The sequence below is a fragment of the Sphingomonas sp. P3_C6 genome, assembly GCF_056402595.1.
This window is the reverse complement of the sequence record NZ_JBFUHB010000035.1, coordinates 1-17104: the sequence shown is the minus strand read 5'-3', so window position 1 is coordinate 17104 and position 17104 is coordinate 1. Positions and strand designations below refer to the sequence as shown.

At 66.4% G+C, this 17104-nt stretch carries 13 protein-coding genes and 1 pseudogene; 5 read left to right on the top strand and 9 right to left on the bottom strand.

Translation table 11 applies throughout. The features are described 5' to 3' along the window. Window positions 1–7: 7 nt before the first annotated feature. The 5 genes from AC1DT7_RS21865 to ku all read right to left on the bottom strand — a co-directional run bounded on the left by AC1DT7_RS21865 (window position 8) and on the right by ku (window position 8028). Window positions 8–943, bottom strand: a complete 936-nt coding sequence (locus AC1DT7_RS21865; protein ID WP_478038291.1) for a DnaJ C-terminal domain-containing protein — start codon at window positions 941–943, stop codon at window positions 8–10. A gap of 67 nt (window positions 944–1010) precedes the next feature. Continuing rightward, the gene (locus AC1DT7_RS21860) at window positions 1011–1901 is read right to left on the bottom strand and encodes a transglutaminase family protein (protein ID WP_478038290.1); all 891 of its coding nucleotides are present in this window, start codon (window positions 1899–1901) and stop codon (window positions 1011–1013) included. Between the two features lie 130 nt (window positions 1902–2031). Then, the gene (locus AC1DT7_RS21855) at window positions 2032–4518 is read right to left on the bottom strand and encodes a circularly permuted type 2 ATP-grasp protein (protein WP_478038289.1); all 2487 of its coding nucleotides are present in this window, start codon (window positions 4516–4518) and stop codon (window positions 2032–2034) included. Between the two features lie 66 nt (window positions 4519–4584). Continuing rightward, the gene (ligD, locus tag AC1DT7_RS21850) at window positions 4585–7065 is read right to left on the bottom strand and encodes a DNA ligase D (RefSeq protein WP_478038288.1); all 2481 of its coding nucleotides are present in this window, start codon (window positions 7063–7065) and stop codon (window positions 4585–4587) included. 69 nt (window positions 7066–7134) lie between these two features. After that, the gene (ku, locus tag AC1DT7_RS21845) at window positions 7135–8028 is read right to left on the bottom strand and encodes a non-homologous end joining protein Ku (protein WP_478038287.1); all 894 of its coding nucleotides are present in this window, start codon (window positions 8026–8028) and stop codon (window positions 7135–7137) included. A 90-nt stretch (window positions 8029–8118) separates the two neighbouring features. On the opposite strand from ku, the gene pdxH reads away from it, so the two are divergent. The 3 genes from pdxH to AC1DT7_RS21830 are packed head-to-tail and all read left to right on the top strand — an operon-like array spanning window position 8119 to window position 10429. Beyond that, window positions 8119–8697, top strand: a complete 579-nt coding sequence (pdxH, locus tag AC1DT7_RS21840; RefSeq protein ID WP_478038286.1) for a pyridoxamine 5'-phosphate oxidase — start codon at window positions 8119–8121, stop codon at window positions 8695–8697. Beyond that, complete coding sequence (locus tag AC1DT7_RS21835) at window positions 8694–9638, top strand: cation diffusion facilitator family transporter (protein WP_478038285.1); 945 nt, start codon at window positions 8694–8696, stop codon at window positions 9636–9638. Before pdxH ends, AC1DT7_RS21835 begins: the two co-directional genes overlap by 4 nt. Then, entirely contained in the window at window positions 9635–10429 is a 795-nt protein-coding gene (locus AC1DT7_RS21830) for a PhzF family phenazine biosynthesis protein (RefSeq protein WP_478038284.1), read from the top strand. Before AC1DT7_RS21835 ends, AC1DT7_RS21830 begins: the two co-directional genes overlap by 4 nt. Before the next feature lie 41 nt (window positions 10430–10470). Here AC1DT7_RS21830 and AC1DT7_RS21825 read toward each other — a convergent pair whose 3' ends face one another. Further along, window positions 10471–11700, bottom strand: coding sequence for a GNAT family N-acetyltransferase (locus AC1DT7_RS21825; RefSeq protein ID WP_478038283.1), 1230 nt, complete (start codon window positions 11698–11700; stop codon window positions 10471–10473). 42 nt (window positions 11701–11742) lie between these two features. Here AC1DT7_RS21825 and AC1DT7_RS21820 point away from each other — a divergent pair, with 42 nt between their 5' ends. After that, the gene (locus AC1DT7_RS21820; RefSeq protein WP_478038282.1) at window positions 11743–12813 is read left to right on the top strand and encodes a LysR family transcriptional regulator; all 1071 of its coding nucleotides are present in this window, start codon (window positions 11743–11745) and stop codon (window positions 12811–12813) included. Window positions 12814–12828: 15 nt separating this feature from the next. Here AC1DT7_RS21820 and guaD read toward each other — a convergent pair whose 3' ends face one another. After that, window positions 12829–14118 carry a guanine deaminase gene (gene guaD / locus AC1DT7_RS21815; protein ID WP_478038281.1) on the bottom strand — a complete coding sequence of 430 codons (1290 nt, stop codon included), beginning with the start codon at window positions 14116–14118 and terminating at the stop codon, window positions 12829–12831. Further along, entirely contained in the window at window positions 14115–15695 is a 1581-nt protein-coding gene (locus AC1DT7_RS21810; protein WP_478038280.1) for a gamma-glutamyltransferase family protein, read from the bottom strand. Before AC1DT7_RS21810 ends, guaD begins: the two co-directional genes overlap by 4 nt. 193 nt (window positions 15696–15888) lie before the next feature. Here AC1DT7_RS21810 and AC1DT7_RS21805 point away from each other — a divergent pair, with 193 nt between their 5' ends. Next, window positions 15889–16854 carry a bile acid:sodium symporter family protein gene (locus AC1DT7_RS21805; protein ID WP_478038279.1) on the top strand — a complete coding sequence of 322 codons (966 nt, stop codon included), beginning with the start codon at window positions 15889–15891 and terminating at the stop codon, window positions 16852–16854. Window positions 16855–16900: 46 nt separating this feature from the next. Here the strand turns inward: AC1DT7_RS21805 and AC1DT7_RS21800 are convergent. Then, window positions 16901–17104: pseudogene (locus AC1DT7_RS21800) on the bottom strand (IS110 family transposase); the annotation flags it as partial.

Here is a 17104-nt window from a genome sequence, read left to right as displayed (position 1 = left end):
GGGGCAGTTAAACGCCCATAGCCGCGCGTGGGTTGCTCTTGTCCCGATCCTTCCATCCCTGGACGAATTCGGCCAGTGCCTCGTCGTCCGCCGGAAGGTCGACCATCAGCGTGACAAGCTGATCGCCGCGCCCGCCGGCCTTTTTGTGGAAGCCGCGTCCACGCAGGCGAAGCACCTTGCCCGAGGTCGAGCCCGCCGGGACGGTCAGCATCACCGCACCCTCGGCCGTCGGCACGCGCACCGACGCGCCGAGTACTGCCTCCGACAGGGTGATCGGCAGGTCGAGCCGCACGTCATCGCCATCACGCGTGAAGAATCGATGGAGCTGGATGTTGATCGTGACCATGCCGTCACCCGGACCACCTGGGCCGGGCTGGCCCTTGCCCGCGAGGCGCATCTGGAAGCCGTTTTCGAGACCGGGCGGCAGCTTGAGGTCGATCGTCTTGCCGTCAGCGAGCGTGATCCGCTGCGCGCTGAGCGTCACCGCATCGGTGAAGGATACGTTGAGCTTGTAGGCGACGTTCGCGCCCTTGGGCTGAGGCCGACGCCCGAAACCGCCAAAGCCGCTGGCGAATCCGCCACCGTTCCTGCCGCCGCCGAACATGCCTTCGAAGATATCGCTGATATCGGGCCCATCTGCCTCGAACGGCGATCCGCCACTACCCGGCGCCGGACGAAATCCGCCCTGTCCGCCACCACCGAAGCCGAAAGGCGATGCGGGGTTGCCGTCACCGTCGATCTCGCCTCGGTCGAACCGGGCGCGCTTGTCCTTGTCGGTCAGCAAATCATAGGCATTGGTGACCTGGCTGAAACGCTCGGTCGCCTGCTTGTTGTCCTTGTTGCGATCGGGATGCAGCTCCTTTGCGAGCTTCCGATACGCCTTCTTGATGTCGGCCTCGCTGGCTGTGCGCGGCACGCCTAGCGTTGCATATGGATCGGCCACTTTTGCCCTCTGTTTCTATTCTGGCGCCTATTTGGGGGATCGGTGTCAGAAGCGCAAACCCCGACCTTCAGACGACTGCCTCGAGCACCGGCGCGACATCGACCGATACGTTCATCTTCTGTGCGCCGGAGCCGAGCACGACACCATCGATCGGTGCGATCTCCCCATAGTCGCGGCCGATCGCCATGATGATATGGTCGCCGGCCATCCAGATGCCGTTGGTCGGATCGACTCCGACCCAGCCGAGATCGGGCCCGCACCACAACAGCACCCAGGCGTGAGTCGCATCAGCGCCCACCAGCCGCGGCTGGCCGGGCGGCGGAATGGTGCGGATATAGCCCGATGCATAGGCGGCGGGCAGGCCGGCGGCACGCAGGCCGGTGATCATGATCTGCGCGAAATCCTGGCAGACGCCGCCGCGCTTCTTGAAGGCCTCGTGCGGCACCGTGTCGACCAGCGTCGCCTCGGGGTCGAAGGCGAACTCGTCCTGGATTCGCCGCGCCAGCGCGATCGCCGCGTCGAGCGAAGGCCGGTCCGGCTGAAGATCCTGCGCGCACCAGTCGGCGATGTCGCGGTCGAGCGGAATCAGCGGTGAAGGGAAGAGATAATTGGCGGGGCCGGCGGGCGAGGCGTCGCGGCTCGCCCGCGCTGCAATCGCGATCTCGGCAAGGGTGAGGTCGCTGTCCGACGGCATCGGGACGGGCCGGTCGATCGCGATGCGCGACACGCTCTCGATGACGAGATGGCGCACCGGCTCATCGACCACCAGGCGCATGACGTTGGCGAGGCCGGCCTCGGCCCGCGCCGGCGCGGTGCGGCCGGAAGGGCTGATCGACAGGCGATAATCGCGCAGTTCCTGACCCGACCAGTGGATCGGCTTCAGCCGCAAATTGCATCGCGCGAACTTGACCGAGGCGCCGTAGTCGAAGCGGGTTATGTGGCGAATGTCGTAGATCATGCTCGACTGGACCAAAAAAATCCGTTCGTCCTGAGCTTGTCGAAGGACTGTTCTTCTTCTCGGCCGTCCACAAGGAAAGGCAGGGCTTCGACAGGCTCAGCCCGAACGGGGAGGGGGAATGGTGAGCACCTCACGCCAGTGTCAGCCCGCCCGCGCGCAACGGCTCGGCGCCCTGCAGGAAATATCGCCGAGCAACCGCATCCGACAGCGAGAAAAGCCGCCGCTCAAGATCGCCCAGCACGCTTTCGTCGAGCGTCGCCGCGGTCGCGGTCGAGACGATCGACACCAGCATGGTCGCCACCGCCTGTTGCGGCTCGTCCATACCGTCGTCGCCGAGTACGGGCAGCGCGCGCATATGGTCGCAGATGCGGTCGACCTGAAAGGCGAGCGAGCGCGGATTGCCCGGGTCGAGCGCGACGAGGTCGACGACAGGCACCCGGGCGATGCCGGTCAGATAGCGTTGGCGATAGCTGATCTGGCTGTCGGCAAGGTCGAGCAGGGTCGACAGATCATCCACCGTCCCATTGGGCATGCCGAACATGCGGACCGCCCGCGTGACGGTAAGGGCGCGCTCGAGCCTGCGACCGAGGTCGTGGAAACGCCATGCCGCGGTCCGCCCCATATGCTCGGCCGACAGGCCCGATAGTGCGGCATAGCGGCGCTGGAGCGACCCTGCCTTGTCGAGCATGCCGCCCTTGGTCGGGAAAGGTGCGTCGAGCAGCTTGACCATGTCGGCAGCCAGCCGGTCGCGCGAGCCGCGCCCAATACCGCGCGCGAGGCGATTGATCGCACGCACGCTGTGCCAGCCGCCTTCGCCCGCCTCCATCGCGGTGCGGGCGAACTGGGTCAGGTCGGCGCGGCGCAGGCTCGCCGGATGCGGCGCCGCGCCGATATTGACCGCCATGCCGACCAGCCGCCCGACCGTTTCCGACCCGAGCGCGGCACCGGCATCGGCATCGATCGAATTGCCCAGCATCACGCGGATGATGCCCAGCAGCGCCTCGCCGCGTTCGAGATAGCGACCAAGCCAGAAGAAATTGTCGGCGACGCGACTCGGCAAGGTGCCGGGGTTGCGGCGGACATGAATCGAATCGCTCGGCGGCAGCAGCGAGACCGGCGCGACCGGTTCCGGGCCATGCACCGCGACATCCGCCGACCAATTGCCCTCGCCCATCACCGAGGCGCGAGGATCGCTGTGCTCCCCGATCCGCGCGAAGCCGCCCGGCATCACCGCCCAGCGGCCGTCAGCGCCGCGCGCCGCGAACACGCGCAGGGTGAAGGGCCGCGCAGCAAGGCCGCCATCGGCGACGACCGGCATGGTCGATAGCCGGATGATCTCCTGCCCGACATAATCCTGCGGCCGACGGCCCATATCGTCGAGCAGGGTCGCGCGCGCCGCGCCGGTGATCTCGGCGCCTGGGCGCGGCCCCCGTCCCTCGAAACCGAGCGGCTGGACGCCGAAGGCGGACCCGATCAGGAGCTGGTCGAAGTCCTCGATGACCCGCGCGCGCTCCTGGTCCTGGCCGCACCACCAGGTCGCGATATTGGGCAGCAGCAGATCGTTGCCGAGCAGGCGTGTCGCCAGCCGGGGCAGGAAGGCGGCGAAGGCAGCGGATTCGAGCACACCAGCGCCCGGCACGTTGGAGATCACCACATTTCCAGCCGCCATGGCGTCGATCAGCCCGGGCACGCCGATGCTCGAATGCGAATCGAAGGCGAGCGGATCGAGCAGCCGCGGATCGAGCCGGTTCCAGATCGCATCGATCCGCTTCAGCCCGCCGATCGTGCGGACATAGAGCTTGTCTTCCAGCGCCGCGAGGTCCGCTCCCTCGACCAGCAACAGGCCGAGATAGCGGGCGAGATGTGCCTGTTCGGCATAGCTCGGATTGTACCGGCCGGGCGTCAACAGCCCGATACGCGGCTCGAAACGGCGGCAGGCGGCAGCGAGGCCGTCGCGATAGGCGGCGAAGAAAGGCGCGTGACGCTTGACGTTCAGCCGGCCCTGCAGCCCGCCCAGCGCGCGCGATATCGCAAGCCGGTTCTCCAGCGCATAACCAGCGCCTACCGGCGCGCGGAGATGGTCGGCCAGCACGCGCCATTCGCCGGTCGGACCGCGCCCGAGATCGATCGCGATGAAATGGAGATGGTGGCCGCCGGGCGGTACCAGCCCCGCCATGGGCCGCAGGAAGAACGGGCTGCCGGCGACGAGCGCCGCAGGAATGAGACCGCGCTCGACCAGCTTCGCATCGCCGTAGAGATCGGCCAGGACCGTTTCGAGCAGTTCGGCACGTTGCGAGACGCCGGCTTCGATCCCGGCCCATTCGTCCGCCTCGATCAACAGAGGAACGGGGGACAGCGGCCAGGCGCGCTCCTCGCTTTCCCCGATGATTCGGAAACCCGTGCCGATATCCGCCGCGTGGCGCTGTACGCGGTCCCGCGCATGACCGAGATCGTCTCCGGCAACCGCGGCAAGCTCCTCGAGCATCGCAGTCCAGGCAGGATCGTCTCGGCCGGCGCAGAGCACGTCGCTCTTTTTCTCCCGCGCGCAATAATCCGCTATCCAGCGCGAGGCGTGAATCGATGGATCGAGCAGAGAAGGGGCTGCGAGCGTAGCCATGCGATGAAGGGGTTCCCCTACGAACGCTTTGACTCGACCACAATCCCTTCGCGCGTGCAACAAGGATCAGAGATCGGGCAGCACCTGATCGGCAAATCCCCAGCCTGCCAGCTCGCGCGAGTTGGCCCGTTCGAGCAATTCGGCGGCATCGCGCACGCCCCAACGATGCGCGCTGTCGATGTCGCGCAGCTCGGCCCAGGTGACCGGCGCCGCGACCGGGGCGCCGGAGCGAGCCCGCGCGACATAGGGCAGCACCGCAGTCGATCCGCGCTGGTTGCGCAGATAATCGAGGAAGATCCGGCCCTTGCGTTTCGCCTTGGACATGTTGGCGACATAACGTTCCGGCTCTGCTTCGGCGAGCGCGCGGGCGAAGCGTTCGGCGAAATCCTTCACCGCCGGCCATTCGGCCTGGGGCTTCAACGGCACGACGACATGCACGCCCTTGCCGCCCGACAGCATGGCGAAGCTGACCAGCCCGATTTCGGCGAGCTGATTCTTGATGTCCTCGGCCGCCTTCTTGACCACATCGAAGCCGAGTTCTTCGTCGGGATCGAGATCGAACACCATGCGATCGGGCTGTTCGAGCGTCGCAACCGACGAGCCCCAGCCATGGAACTCGATCGTGCCCATCTGGACGCACATCACCAAGCCGTCGGCATCCTCGATATAGAGATAGTCCTCGGTCGAGCCGTCCTTTTCGCGGATGGGCACCTGGTGGACATAGTCGCCGAACGTGCCGGCGTCGTGCTTCTGGAAGAAGCAGCGCTTGGCGCGGCCCTGCGGGCACCGCACCAGGCTGATCGGGCGATGGGCGGCCCAGGGCAGCATGGCAGGCGCCACCAGGGCATAATAATCGGCGAGATCGCCCTTGGTGACATCCGAATCGGGAAAGATCAGCCGGTCGCGATTGCTGACCTTTACATGCACCTCGGGCGCCGAGCCGGTTTCGACCGGTACCGGCTTTTCGGCGACGACATGCTTCGCGTCCTTGTCGTCGCGCAGGCCGAGAAAGCTCGAATGGCGCAGGACACCGTCGGGCGTCGTCTCGGCAAAGGCGATCTCGGCGACCAGCGTCGGTTTGACCCAGTGTGCGCCGCGCACCGCCGCGCGCGGGGCCTCGACCGTCGGCTTATCGACCTCGAGTTTGGCGAGCTTCGCGCTCAGATCGAGCATCGTGTCGGTATCGAAGCCGGTCCCGACCTTGCCGGCATAAGTGAAACCGTCCGGCCCGTTCAGGCCAAGCAGCAGCGCGCGGAAGCCGCGCGACTTGTCCGAGGGCGTCCAGCCCACGATCACGAATTCCTGGCGCCGGATGCATTTGACCTTGAGCCAGTTCTTGCTGCGCTGGCCGCGATAGGGCGCATCGGCAAGCTTCGAGACGATCCCTTCATAGCCCTCACGGCACATCGTCTCGAACAATTGCTCGCCCGAGCCGAGGATATGCTCGGCGAATTGCAGCCGGGCGTCGGCACCGTCGATCAGCGGGCGCAGGCGTTCCTTGCGCTGGATATTGGGGAGCGCGGCAATGTCCTCGCCATCGAGCTCGAGCAGATCGAAGGCGAACAGGGTCATGTCGCCGCCATTGGCGATCGCATCCTGCAGGGCGGAGAAACTGGGCTTGCCGGCCTTGAAGGCGACCGCTTCTCCATCGATCAGGGCGCTGCCGAGGTTCAGGGTCGCCGCCGCTTCGGCGATGCCGGGGAATTTATCGGTCCAGTCGAGGCCCGAGCGGCTGTAGATCTTCACCTTGGGACCGGCAATCGCGACCAGCACGCGATAACCGTCATATTTCACCTCGTGCAGCCAGCGGCTGCCGGTCGGGACGCTGTCGACCAGGGTGGCAAGCTGGAAATCGCGAAAGGCGGGGAATTTGCCGTCACCCCGGCGGAGGCCGGGGCCGCTGGCTGACTTGGGTGGGGCTTTGCCACGGGCCGGCCCCGGCCTCCGCCGGGGCGACGCGTGTGGTTTCTTGCCCTCCGCGATCTCGATCATCGTCCGGCCGGTGGCCACGCTGGTGAGGGCGGTTTCCACCAGCGTGTCAGTGCCGCCTGCCTCGGCGTCGTCGATCTTGCGCAGCAGCCAGTTCTCACCCTTCTCCTTGCCCCTCGGCTTCAGGCGGATCAGCAGCCATTCGCCCTTCATCCGCTCGCCATCGAGCACGAAATGGAGATGGCCCTTCTCCAGGTCCTTGGCGCTCTTGCCCTTGATCGGGGACCATGTGCCGCGATCCCACAGCATCACCGTACCGCCGCCATATTGGCCCTTGGGGATCGTGCCTTCGAACGTCGCGTAGGAAAGTGGATGATCCTCGGTGCGGACGGCAAGGCGCTTCTCGTTCGGATCAAGGCTTGGCCCGCGCGTGACCGCCCAGCTCTTCAGCACGCCATCGATCTCCAGGCGGAAATCCCAGTGCAGGCGCGAGGCATCATGCTTCTGCACCATGAAGCTGTTGCCATGGCCCGGCGCGAGCGTGCCGGCCGGCTCCGCCGTCAGCGCGAAATCGCGCTTGGCGTTGTAGACCGCAAGAGGGTCAGTCGCGCGCGCCATCAATCGTGCTCCCGCGAAGGCGGGAGCCCGGTCTGGCCCCCCGCCTTCGCGGGGGTACGAGGGGCGGGCCTACGCACGCTTCTTTACCGCTGGCTTCTTCGCGGGGGCCGCGGCGGCAGCTTTTTTGGCGGCGGGCTTCTTGGCGGCAGGTTCCTTTGCAGCTGCCGTCCCCGGCTTTTCCATCGACTTCTTGAGCGCCGCCATCAGGTCGACCACGTTCGACCCCGAGCGCCCGCTGGGCTCGTCGCTGGTATCCTCCAGGATCTTGCGCCCCTTGGCCTTGCGCTTGCGCTCGATCAGGCCCTTCAGCGCCTCGACATAATGGTCGTGGAAGTTCTTCGGATCGAACGCACCGGTCTTCTTCTCGATCAGCGCCTCGGCCAGTTCGAGCAGGTCCTCGTCGGGTTTCGAATCCGGGATGTCGCGGAAATAGCCCTGCGCCTTGTTGACCTCGTCAGCGTAGCGCAGCGTCTCAAGCACCATGCCGCGCCCGCAGGGTTTGAGGCTCACGACATATTCGCGGCCGCGCATCGCGAGCTGACCGAGCCCCACTTTCTTGGTGCGCCGCAGCGCCTCGCGCAGCACGATGAACGCTTCCTCGGCAAGATCGTCCGCGGGCACCACGAAATAGGGCTTCTCGTAATACAGCACGTCGATCTCGCTCGCGTCGACGAACTGGGTGAGCTCGAGCGTCCTTTTCGATTCGAGCTTCACCGCATCGATCTCATCCTGCTCCAGAAGGACGAATTCGCCCTTCTCATATTCGAAGCCCTTCATGATCTCGTCGGTGTCGACCGGCCCCACGCCGGTCACGACCTTTTCGTAGTGGATCGGCTTGCCGGTGGGCTCGTGGATCTGCTTGAAGCTGACCTGCGCGCCCGATTTGGTCGCGGTATAGATTTCGACCGGGATCGAGACGAGCGCCAGCCTGATCTGACCCTGCCAATAGGCGCGTGCGGCCATGTACCGATTCCTTCGTTGCGAGGCCGATTCAATCGATGAGCGACGGTTCCGTTCCTCGACACTAGACCATGGCAGCCGTAAAGCGCGATCATGGTACAGGATCCCTTCCAGCTTTTCGACGCCTGGTATGCCGAGGCGCGCGAGACCGAGCTCAACGATTCGAATGCGATGGCGCTGGCCACTGCCGATGGCGAGGGCCGGCCCGCCGTTCGGATGGTGCTGCTCAAGGGGCATGGCCCGGAAGGCTTCGTGTTCTATACCAACCGCGAAAGCCGCAAGGCCGCGGACATCGCCGCCAATCCCCAGGCCGCGCTGCTGTTCCACTGGAAGTCGCTGCGGCGGCAAATCCGGATCGAGGGCGCGCTGACCCTGGCGACCGATGCCGAATCCGACGCCTATTTCGCCAGCCGTCACCGCGACTCGCAGCTTGGCGCCTGGGCCTCCGACCAGTCGCGGCCGCTCGATGATCGTGCGACCTTCGAAGCACGCTTCGCCGAGGTGCAGGCGCGCTTCGAGGGCGGGCCGGTGCCACGCCCGCCGCATTGGGGCGGATACCGCCTGACGCCCGACCGGATCGAGTTCTGGCAGGACCGCGAGCACCGCCTTCACGAACGCCGTCTGTTCGTGCGCGCCGGCGGCGGTTGGAACGAGGGGCTGCTGTACCCGTGACCGAGGACCAGCGCCGCGCCATCCCCTATGTGGTGCGCGCCGCCATCGCCAGCGTGGCGATGGCCTTGTTCCTGCTCGGCCTGAAAAGCTTCGCCGCCTGGCATACCGGATCCGTCGCGATGCTCGGCTCGCTCGCCGATACCGGGCTCGATCTGCTCGCCTCGCTCGTCACGCTGTACGGCGTGCGCCTCGCCGCGACGCCGGCCGATCACGACCACCGCTTCGGCCACGGCAAGGCGGAGGCGCTGGCCGCGCTGTTCCAGGTCATGCTGATCACGGCATCGGCTGCCGGCATCGCGTGGCGGGCGATCATGGCGTTCGGCGAGACTGACCCGACGCACGATGCCGAGTTCGGTATCGGCGTGTCGGTGATCGCGATCCTCGCGACGGTGGTCCTGCTGGCCTATCAGCGCAGCATCATCCGGCGCACCGGATCGGTCGCGATCATGGCCGACAATGTCCATTACCAGTCCGACGTGTTGCTGAACGGGTCCGTGATCCTGGCCCTGGTGCTCGACCAATATGTCGGCTGGAGCAACGCCGACCCGCTGTTCGGCATCGTCATCGCGGCCTGGCTCGCCTTCGGCGCGTTCCGCGCGTCGAGCAATGCGATCGACCAGTTGATGGACAAGGAATGGCCAGAGGAGGAGCGCAAGCGCTTCATCGAGGCGGCGGCGCAGCATCCCGAACTGCGCGGCATCCATGATTTCCGCACCCGTCGATCAGGCAGCCATGATTTTGCGCAGTTCCACATCTATGTGGCGCCCGAGATGACGGTGGCGGAGGCCCATGTCGTGATGGACGCGGTCGAGGCGAAGATCCGCAAGCAATTCCCCAAGGTCGAGGTGCTGATCCATCTCGATCCCGATGGGCATGTCGATACCGACAATCCGCTGATCGAGGCGGACGTCACCCCGCACTGGTTCGGAAAGCGCATATGAGGCTCCCCTTCGCCCAGATCGATGCGTTCGCGGCCAACCCGTTCCAGGGCAATCCGGCGGCGGTGATGCCCCTGGCTGGCTGGCTCGACGATTCAGTGCTGCAAAGCATCGCCAGCGAGAACAACCTGTCCGAGACAGCCTTTCTGGTGCCAGACGACACGGATGAGGCCGATTTCGAGCTGCGCTGGTTCACCCCGGCTGTCGAGGTTGCGCTGTGCGGCCACGCAACGCTGGCGAGCGGGCATTTCGTTCTGTCGAGCGATTCGTCGCTGGACAAGGTGACGTTCCGTACCCGCCAGTCAGGCTTGCTCGAGGTAGCGCGGGCCGGCGACGGATATGAGATGGCGCTGCCTGCCTGGACATCCGAGCCGAAGCCGCTGCCGAAGATCGTTGCCGCGCTTGGCATCGACACGCCCGTCGAGACTTTTTGGCAAGACCGGCGCTACGCCCTTATCGTGCTCGAAACCGAGGCGCAGGTGCGCGCGCTCGCGCCCGATTTCAGAGCGCTCGCGACCGAGGGCGACGTGCTAGCCATCGCCACCGCGCCGGGCACTGACACCGACATTGTCAGTCGCGTCTTCGTGCCTGGCGTCGGCGTCGACGAAGATCCGGTCACCGGTTCGGCCCACGCCGTCTCGGTACCCTATTGGGCGAAGCGGCTCGGCCGGGACAGTTTCTCCGCTTTCCAGGCGAGCGAGCGCGGCGGGCGGCTTGCCTGCCGCCTCGACGGCGACCGCGTGATCCTGGGCGGCACCTGCGTGACGGTGATCGAGGGTACGTTCTTCCTTTAGTTGCCCGTCCATCTCGACCCGTGGGTATTCCGGCCTTGCCGCTAGTGAGCGACGCGGCTGACCGTCCTCATGTCATTGAAGAAGGCAGCGCGGCTCGGCCGCAGGTTGGAAAGTTCGAGCGGGCCCGGCACGTTCCAGGCGCCCTCGGGACGGATCGTCACCATCGGATCGTCACCGATGGCGATCGGGTGCTCGTCGGCCTCGCCGTCGAGTTCCATCTCGCGATATTCGACATCGGCGAACTTGAACGGATCGCGATCGGCCAACTCGCGGAAGCCGAACATCCCCCAGAAAGGCACGAGGTCGAGCCGGGCGTGGCCGTAGAAGCGCTTGAAGCCCTTCACGCGGGCCAGCGCCAGCGCCTCGCGCACCAGCTTGAAGGCAAGCCGGCTACGGCGATATTCTCGCCGCACCGCCAGCCGCTCGACCTTCACGAAATCGCCGAAATAGCGCATCCGGATGCAGCCTGCGGGGTCCCCGTCGATGAAGCCGATCAGATGGGTCGCGCAGAAATCATTGCCGTCGAACTCTTCCGAATAGAGGCAGAATTGTTCGCTGATATAGGTCGATGCGCGCACCGCGAAGATCATCGCCATGTCCTCGAACGAGCGGACCGGGCGTACCTCGATCTTCGGGGCGGGCGGACGCATCCGCATTTCCTTGCGGACCGGCACCATCTCGCCTTCGGGCAGAACCACCAGCAGCCATTCGGGCGCGCCGGGATAGATCTGCGCCGCCTGCTGGAAACCCATGGTCGTGTGGATCCGCATCGAATGCTCGGTCGATGCGCGCGAGAAGAGCGGGCAGCCGTCCGGGGTGAGCGACGAGAAGATCTGCGCCATGGCCGGCAGAGACCGCGCGAGCGTGCCCGGCGTCCAGGCCATCCAGATATAGATCGCGGTCGGGATGTCGTTTTCCGCGACGATCCATTCCGGCTTCGGATTCTTGCCATCGAAGCGTCCCTCGACCAGCAGCTTCGCACCCTCGGCCGACAGGGGCAGATAGGCCAGCATCGCCGATTCGTTTCGTTTCCCCAGCCCCTCGATCATCCGGACGACTCCGGCATTCCGCTTGCGCATGCGCCGCACCGCCGACAGGCTCGCGACCGGGAAAAGGCGCGAGGCCTCGTCCAGAACCGAGACAATCTCCGCATCTGTCGCAACCCGCGAAACGGGAGCATTGCTGGCGCGTGCCAGCGTATGCTCGACCTTTTCGGAGAAGCGCAGGCGGCCAAAGCTGTCGCGATGGGGTGTTTGTAGCTCCGCTCGCATTTTCTTGCTCCCACTGTTAGGTTAAGGCCCGACAGGAGTGTAATGGCGAGCAAGCATCCGGCCGCGATCCAAAATCCAGACCATGGTGTTCCCCGCTGGAACGCCACGCACGTGCGCACGCTCGTGCGGGATCTCGACTGGGACGATCTTCGTGCGCTGCTGCTCGTCACCGAACATCATAGTTTTCGCGCTGCCGCAGACAGTTCGCGCCTGTCCCTCAATACTCTGCGCCGCCGGATCGAGCGGCTCGAAGACCGGATCGGGACCAAATTGCTCGGCCGATCGCGCAGCGGGGTGGTGCCCACCGATATCGGCCTGATGATGGCGCGCGCCGCGCGCGAGATGGCGGGCGCCGCACTGTCGGCCGAGAGCGAAGGCGACGGCGAGGCGAATGTCCTGATCAACCCGGGCGAATTGACCATCGGCTGCACCGAGGGACTGGGCAGCCTGTGGCTGACGCCGCGCCTCAACGACCTGTCGCCCAACCTGTCCAACCTGACGGTGTCGCTGCAGCTCGATTATGATTCGGCGCGCGACCGGAGCGACACGGTCGATGTCGGCATCGCCTTCAGCGAGCCGCACCACCGCGACGTGGTCCGCGCCAAGCTGGCGACCGTGCATTACATGCTGTTCGCGTCCGAGACCTATATTCGCAAGCACGGCGCGATGACCTCGCTCGACCAGTTTCGCGAGCACAAGTTCATCGAGCAGAGCGGGCCGGGCTATAATTCCAGCCTGGTCAAATATCTCGTCGGGTCGGACTGGCCGGCCGGCTTCATGCCGATCCGCTCCAACTCGGCGCTGTCGGTCTATTGGGCGGTGGTGAACGGGGCGGGCATCGCCGCGCTGCCGACCTATGCGCGCGCGGTGTCGAAACACCTCATCCCGCTCGACGTGCCGCTGCCGCTACGCTTCGACCTCTGGTACTATTTCCATGCCGAGGCGCGGCACTCCCCCGCGATTCGCGGCACGGTCGACTGGCTGAAGACGGCGTTCGACCCGGATCTCTATCCCTGGTTCGCCGACACCTTCGTCCATCCGCGCGACTTCGAGAAGAACCGGACGGGCAAGGTGGTGCGGCTGTTCGAGGGGCTGCTCGACCCGAGGAAATAATCGGCCGGGCAGGAATCAACCGGGACGAGTCCAGGCGCAGTCTCCGGCGACATAGGTTCGCGCGATCGCCCGGTCGTCTCCCAAGATCTGAAGCGCGAACAATGTCTCGGCCAGGCCGGCACCGGCGGTGCGGCGCGCGAGCAATGGCGTGGCCGCGGGATCGAGTATGACGAAATCGGCTTCCTGCCCCGGTTGCAGGCCGCCGATCCGGCCGTCCAGTCCAAGCAACCGGGCGCCGCCCGCCGTCGCGAGATGCAGGGCGCGAAACGGATCGAGGGCGGTCCCGCGCATCTGCCCGACCTTATAGGCCTCACCCAGAGTCGCGAGCAGTGAGAAGCTGGTGCCGGCACCCACGTCAGTGCCGATCCCGACCTTGATGCCGTGCCGGTCGGCCCGGGCGAGATCGAACAGGCCCGATCCCAGGAACAGGTTGCTGGTCGGGCAGAAGGCGATCCCTGCCCCGGCACCGGCCAGGCGGGCCAGCGCGCGATCCTCCAGATGGATGCAATGGGCGAAGACCGATCGCGGGCCGACCAGCCCGAACCGGTCATAGACGTCGAGATAATCCTGCGCGGTCGGGAAACGATCGGCGACGGCGGCGATCTCGCCGCGATTCTCCGCGAGATGGGTGTGCATCAGCACGTCGGGATGCGCCGCGACCAGATCGCCGGCCCCGGCAAGCTGCACGTCGGACGAGGTGAGCGCGAACCGCGGCGTCACCGCATAACCGAGCCGGCCGCGCCCGCGCCACCGCGCGATCAGCGCCTCGCTTTCGGCGCGGCCGGTCTCGACCGAGTCGCGCAACGTCTCCGGGCCGAGGTCCATCAGCACCTTGCCCGACACGACCCGCATGTTCCGGGCAAGCGCAGCCTCGAACAGGGCATCGACCGACTGGGCATGGACGGTCGCGAAGACCAGGGCCGAGGTGGTGCCGTTCCTCAGCAATTCGTCGAGGAAAAAGCCTGCGACCCGATCGGCGTGGCCGCGATCGGCGAAGGCGGCTTCGGCCGGGAAGATGTGGCGGTCGAGCCAGTCGAGCAGTTGCCCGCCATAGGCGGCGATGCGGTCGGTCTGCGGATAATGGATATGCGTATCGACAAAGCCGGGTACGACCAGCCCCGGAAGCCGTTCGACCGGCACGCCGGGAAAGCGCGGGGCGAGATCGTCATGATCGCCGAACGCGACCACGATGCCATCCTCGACCACCAGCAGCCCATCTTCGTGATGGCGGACCGTGCCGCCCTGGGCCGGATCGTCCGGGACGCTCAGCAACGCGGCGCGGAAGGCGCGTACTCCCACGCTCACCACGCTGCGACCTGGCCGTCGCTGCGCGGATCGGTCGCCCCCTCCAGCAGGCCATCGGCGTGGCGCACGATCGCCCCGGCATGGCCCATGGTCGAAGTGAAGGCCGGCATCAGCTCGACCTGATGCCCCGCCGCCCGCAGATCTTCATAAAGCGCGAGCGGGAAACGATCCTCGATCTTCAGGGTCGCGCTGTCCTCGCCCCAGGTCCGCCCGAGCACCCAGCGCGGCCGGCTGATCGATTCCTGCAGGCCGATGCCGTAGCGGGCGTAGCGGGTGAAGAGCGCCGCCTGGGTCTGGGGTTGCCCCTCCCCGCCCATCGTGCCGTACGCCATCACCCGCCCGTCATCGAAACGGGCAAGCGCCGGGTTCAGCGTATGGAAAGGCTTGCGCCCGGGCCGCAGCGCGTTCCAGCCATCCTCGGCGAGGCGGAAGCTGCTGCCCCGGTTCTGCCAGGTGATGCCGGTCTGCGGCAGGACGAGGCCGGAGCCGAATTCGAAATAGAGGCTCTGGATCGCGCTGATGATTCGCCCCTGCGCATCGGCCACGCCGAACCAGCAGGTGTCGCCCGCCGAAGGCGGCTGCGGCCAGGGCAGCGCGCGGTCGAGGTCGATCCGCATCGCCATCTCGTCGAGGTCGCGCGGATCATCGAGCAGGACCTGCGGGTCGAAGATCATATAGGCCGGGTCACCGACATGCCGGTCGCGGAACAGAAATGCCTGTTTGGTCGCCTCGACCAGGCCATGGATATAATCGAACCCTTCGGCTTCGGCCGCATGAAACCGATCGAACAGGGCGAGGATCAGCAGCGAGGCAAGTCCCTGAGTGGGCGGTGGCGTGTTGAACAGGCGCGCACCCTCGATCGGCACGCTGAGCGGGGCCGTCCGGATCGCGCGATGGGCGCCGAGATCGGCGAGAGAGACCGGGCTGCCGAACTGCGCCAGGTCGGCGGCGATCGATCGGGCAAGCGGGCCTTCATAGAAGCTCCGCAGCCCGTCGCGCGCCAGCAAGGTCAGCGTCGCGGCGAGCTGGGGCTGACGCAGTATCTCCCCTTGCGCGAGCGGCCGCCCGTCCGGCTCGAACGTCGCGGCCCAGGCGCCCGGCTGCTCGCGCAGTTCGGCGCCTTTCACGGCGGCCGCTTCGGCACCGCCGCCTGTCACCGCGACGCCGAATTCGGCGTGATGGATCGCGTCGCGCAGCAGGCGTGCCGGCGACAGCCTGCCGCCGCTCGACTCGAGCGCCGCCTCCCAGCCCGAGATCGTGCCCGCCACCGTGTTGGCGGCGAGCGGCCCGCGCCAGGGAATCACGTCATGCCCTTCATAGAGCGCGAGGCCGGCGCCCCCTGCCGCAGCGCCGCTGGCATCGATCGCATGAGTCCGGCCGTCCGGCTCGGCGATCAGCCAGAAGCCGTCGCCGCCGATACCGGTCATGTGCGGATAGACCACCGCGAGACAGGCAGCGACGGCGACCGCAGCCTCGGCCGCGTTGCCCCCGTCCTGCAGCACGCCCAGCCCGGCCTGCGCCGCCAGATGATGGGGCGCGGTCACCATGCCGCGCAGGCTTCTTACGTCGTTACGCATGCCCTCTCCTTGAACCCATCATCACGCCGCCGCCAGCCAAGCGAAGCGGATCACGAACAGCAGGGCAAGCAGGATCAGCGCCGGACGCGGGAGCGTAGCGCGACCGTCCGCGAGCGAAAGGGGCCTCCTCCTGGCCGGAGTACAAACCTTTGGAGGTGTTGCGGCGCCGGCCCGATCGGGCGAGAGGCGCGTCATGCTGAAGCGCGTCCTCGTCATCTTCGAGCCGTTCATCCTGATGCTGATGGGCACGGTCGTGCTCGCCTCGATCCTGCCGCCGCGCGGGGCCGGGGTGGCGCTGTTCGACGCCATCGCCGATATCGCGATCGTCCTGCTGTTCTTCCTCCACGGCGCGAAGCTGTCGCGCGAGGCTGTGCTGCAGGGCATGAGCAACTGGCGGCTTCACCTCGCCGTGTTCGCCGTCACCTTTATCCTGTTTCCGATCTTCGGTCTTGGTGTCGCCGCGCTGCCCTTCCTCGCGCCGCCGGTCGCGATGGGCATGCTGTTCCTGACCCTGCTGCCCTCGACCGTCCAGTCGTCGATCGCCTTCACCGCCATCGCGCGGGGCAATGTCGCGGCGGCGGTGTGCAGCGCGTCGCTGTCCAACATAATCGGCATCGTGCTGACCCCGGCGCTGGCCGCGGTCCTGATCCATTCGAGCGGCAGTGCCGGCATATCGCTGTCTTCCATCGAGTCGATCGTGGCGCAGCTGCTGCTGCCCTTCGTCGCGGGGCATCTGTTGCGGCCGTGGATCGGCGGCTTCGTCGCGCGGCAGAAGAAGCTGCTGACCGTGGTCGACCGCGGATCGATTCTGATGGTCGTGTACACGGCGTTCGGCGCGGCGGTGGTCGACGGCATCTGGCACCGGCTGTCGGTGGAGGAACTGGCCGTGATCGTCGCCGCCTGTGCGGTGCTGCTCGGCCTGGTGCTCCTCGCGACATGGAGTCTTGGCAGGCTGATGAAACTCAGCCGCGAGGATGCGATCGTGCTGCTGTTCTGCGGATCCAAGAAGAGCCTCGCCTCGGGCGTGCCGATGGCCGGCGTGCTGTTCGCCCCGGCGCAGGTCGGCCTCGTCATCCTGCCGCTGATGCTGTTCCACCAGCTGCAGTTGATCGCCTGTGCGGTGATCGCGCGGCGTTATGCCAACGATCCGGTTGGATAGTGTTTTTCTGATTCAGGCTGAGCGACTATCTGGCGTGTCAACGATTTCAAAGAGCGATGGCGAGTTGTGCGCGTGTTTCGCGTGCCTTTGAATTGAGTCTGACGAGGAGTTTTCTTGCAAGGGCGATGCGGACGACCATTTTTGGTTTTCCCTGTTGGGTGAGTCGTTGATGGAAGTCGTTCAGGGTCGGGTCGAACTTGCGGGCGATATTGGCGACGAGGAAGAGGATGGTGCGGACGGAAGCCCTTCC

Bases quoted from the DNA above. Each gene is read 5' to 3' on its own strand.
- AC1DT7_RS21810 (WP_478038280.1), bottom strand. From the start codon at position 15,695: ATGCGTAACGACGTAAGAAGCCTGCGCGGCATGGTGACCGCGCCCCAT.
- AC1DT7_RS21820 (WP_478038282.1), top strand. From the start codon at position 11,743: ATGGCGAGCAAGCATCCGGCCGCGATCCAAAATCCAGACCATGGTGTT.
- AC1DT7_RS21830 (WP_478038284.1), top strand. From the start codon at position 9,635: ATGAGGCTCCCCTTCGCCCAGATCGATGCGTTCGCGGCCAACCCGTTC.
- AC1DT7_RS21855 (WP_478038289.1), bottom strand. From the start codon at position 4,518: ATGGCTACGCTCGCAGCCCCTTCTCTGCTCGATCCATCGATTCACGCC.
- ligD (WP_478038288.1), bottom strand. From the start codon at position 7,065: ATGGCGCGCGCGACTGACCCTCTTGCGGTCTACAACGCCAAGCGCGAT.
- AC1DT7_RS21805 (WP_478038279.1), top strand. From the start codon at position 15,889: ATGCTGAAGCGCGTCCTCGTCATCTTCGAGCCGTTCATCCTGATGCTG.
- pdxH (WP_478038286.1), top strand. From the start codon at position 8,119: ATGGTACAGGATCCCTTCCAGCTTTTCGACGCCTGGTATGCCGAGGCG.
- ku (WP_478038287.1), bottom strand. From the start codon at position 8,028: ATGGCCGCACGCGCCTATTGGCAGGGTCAGATCAGGCTGGCGCTCGTC.
- AC1DT7_RS21860 (WP_478038290.1), bottom strand. From the start codon at position 1,901: ATGATCTACGACATTCGCCACATAACCCGCTTCGACTACGGCGCCTCG.
- AC1DT7_RS21825 (WP_478038283.1), bottom strand. From the start codon at position 11,700: ATGCGAGCGGAGCTACAAACACCCCATCGCGACAGCTTTGGCCGCCTG.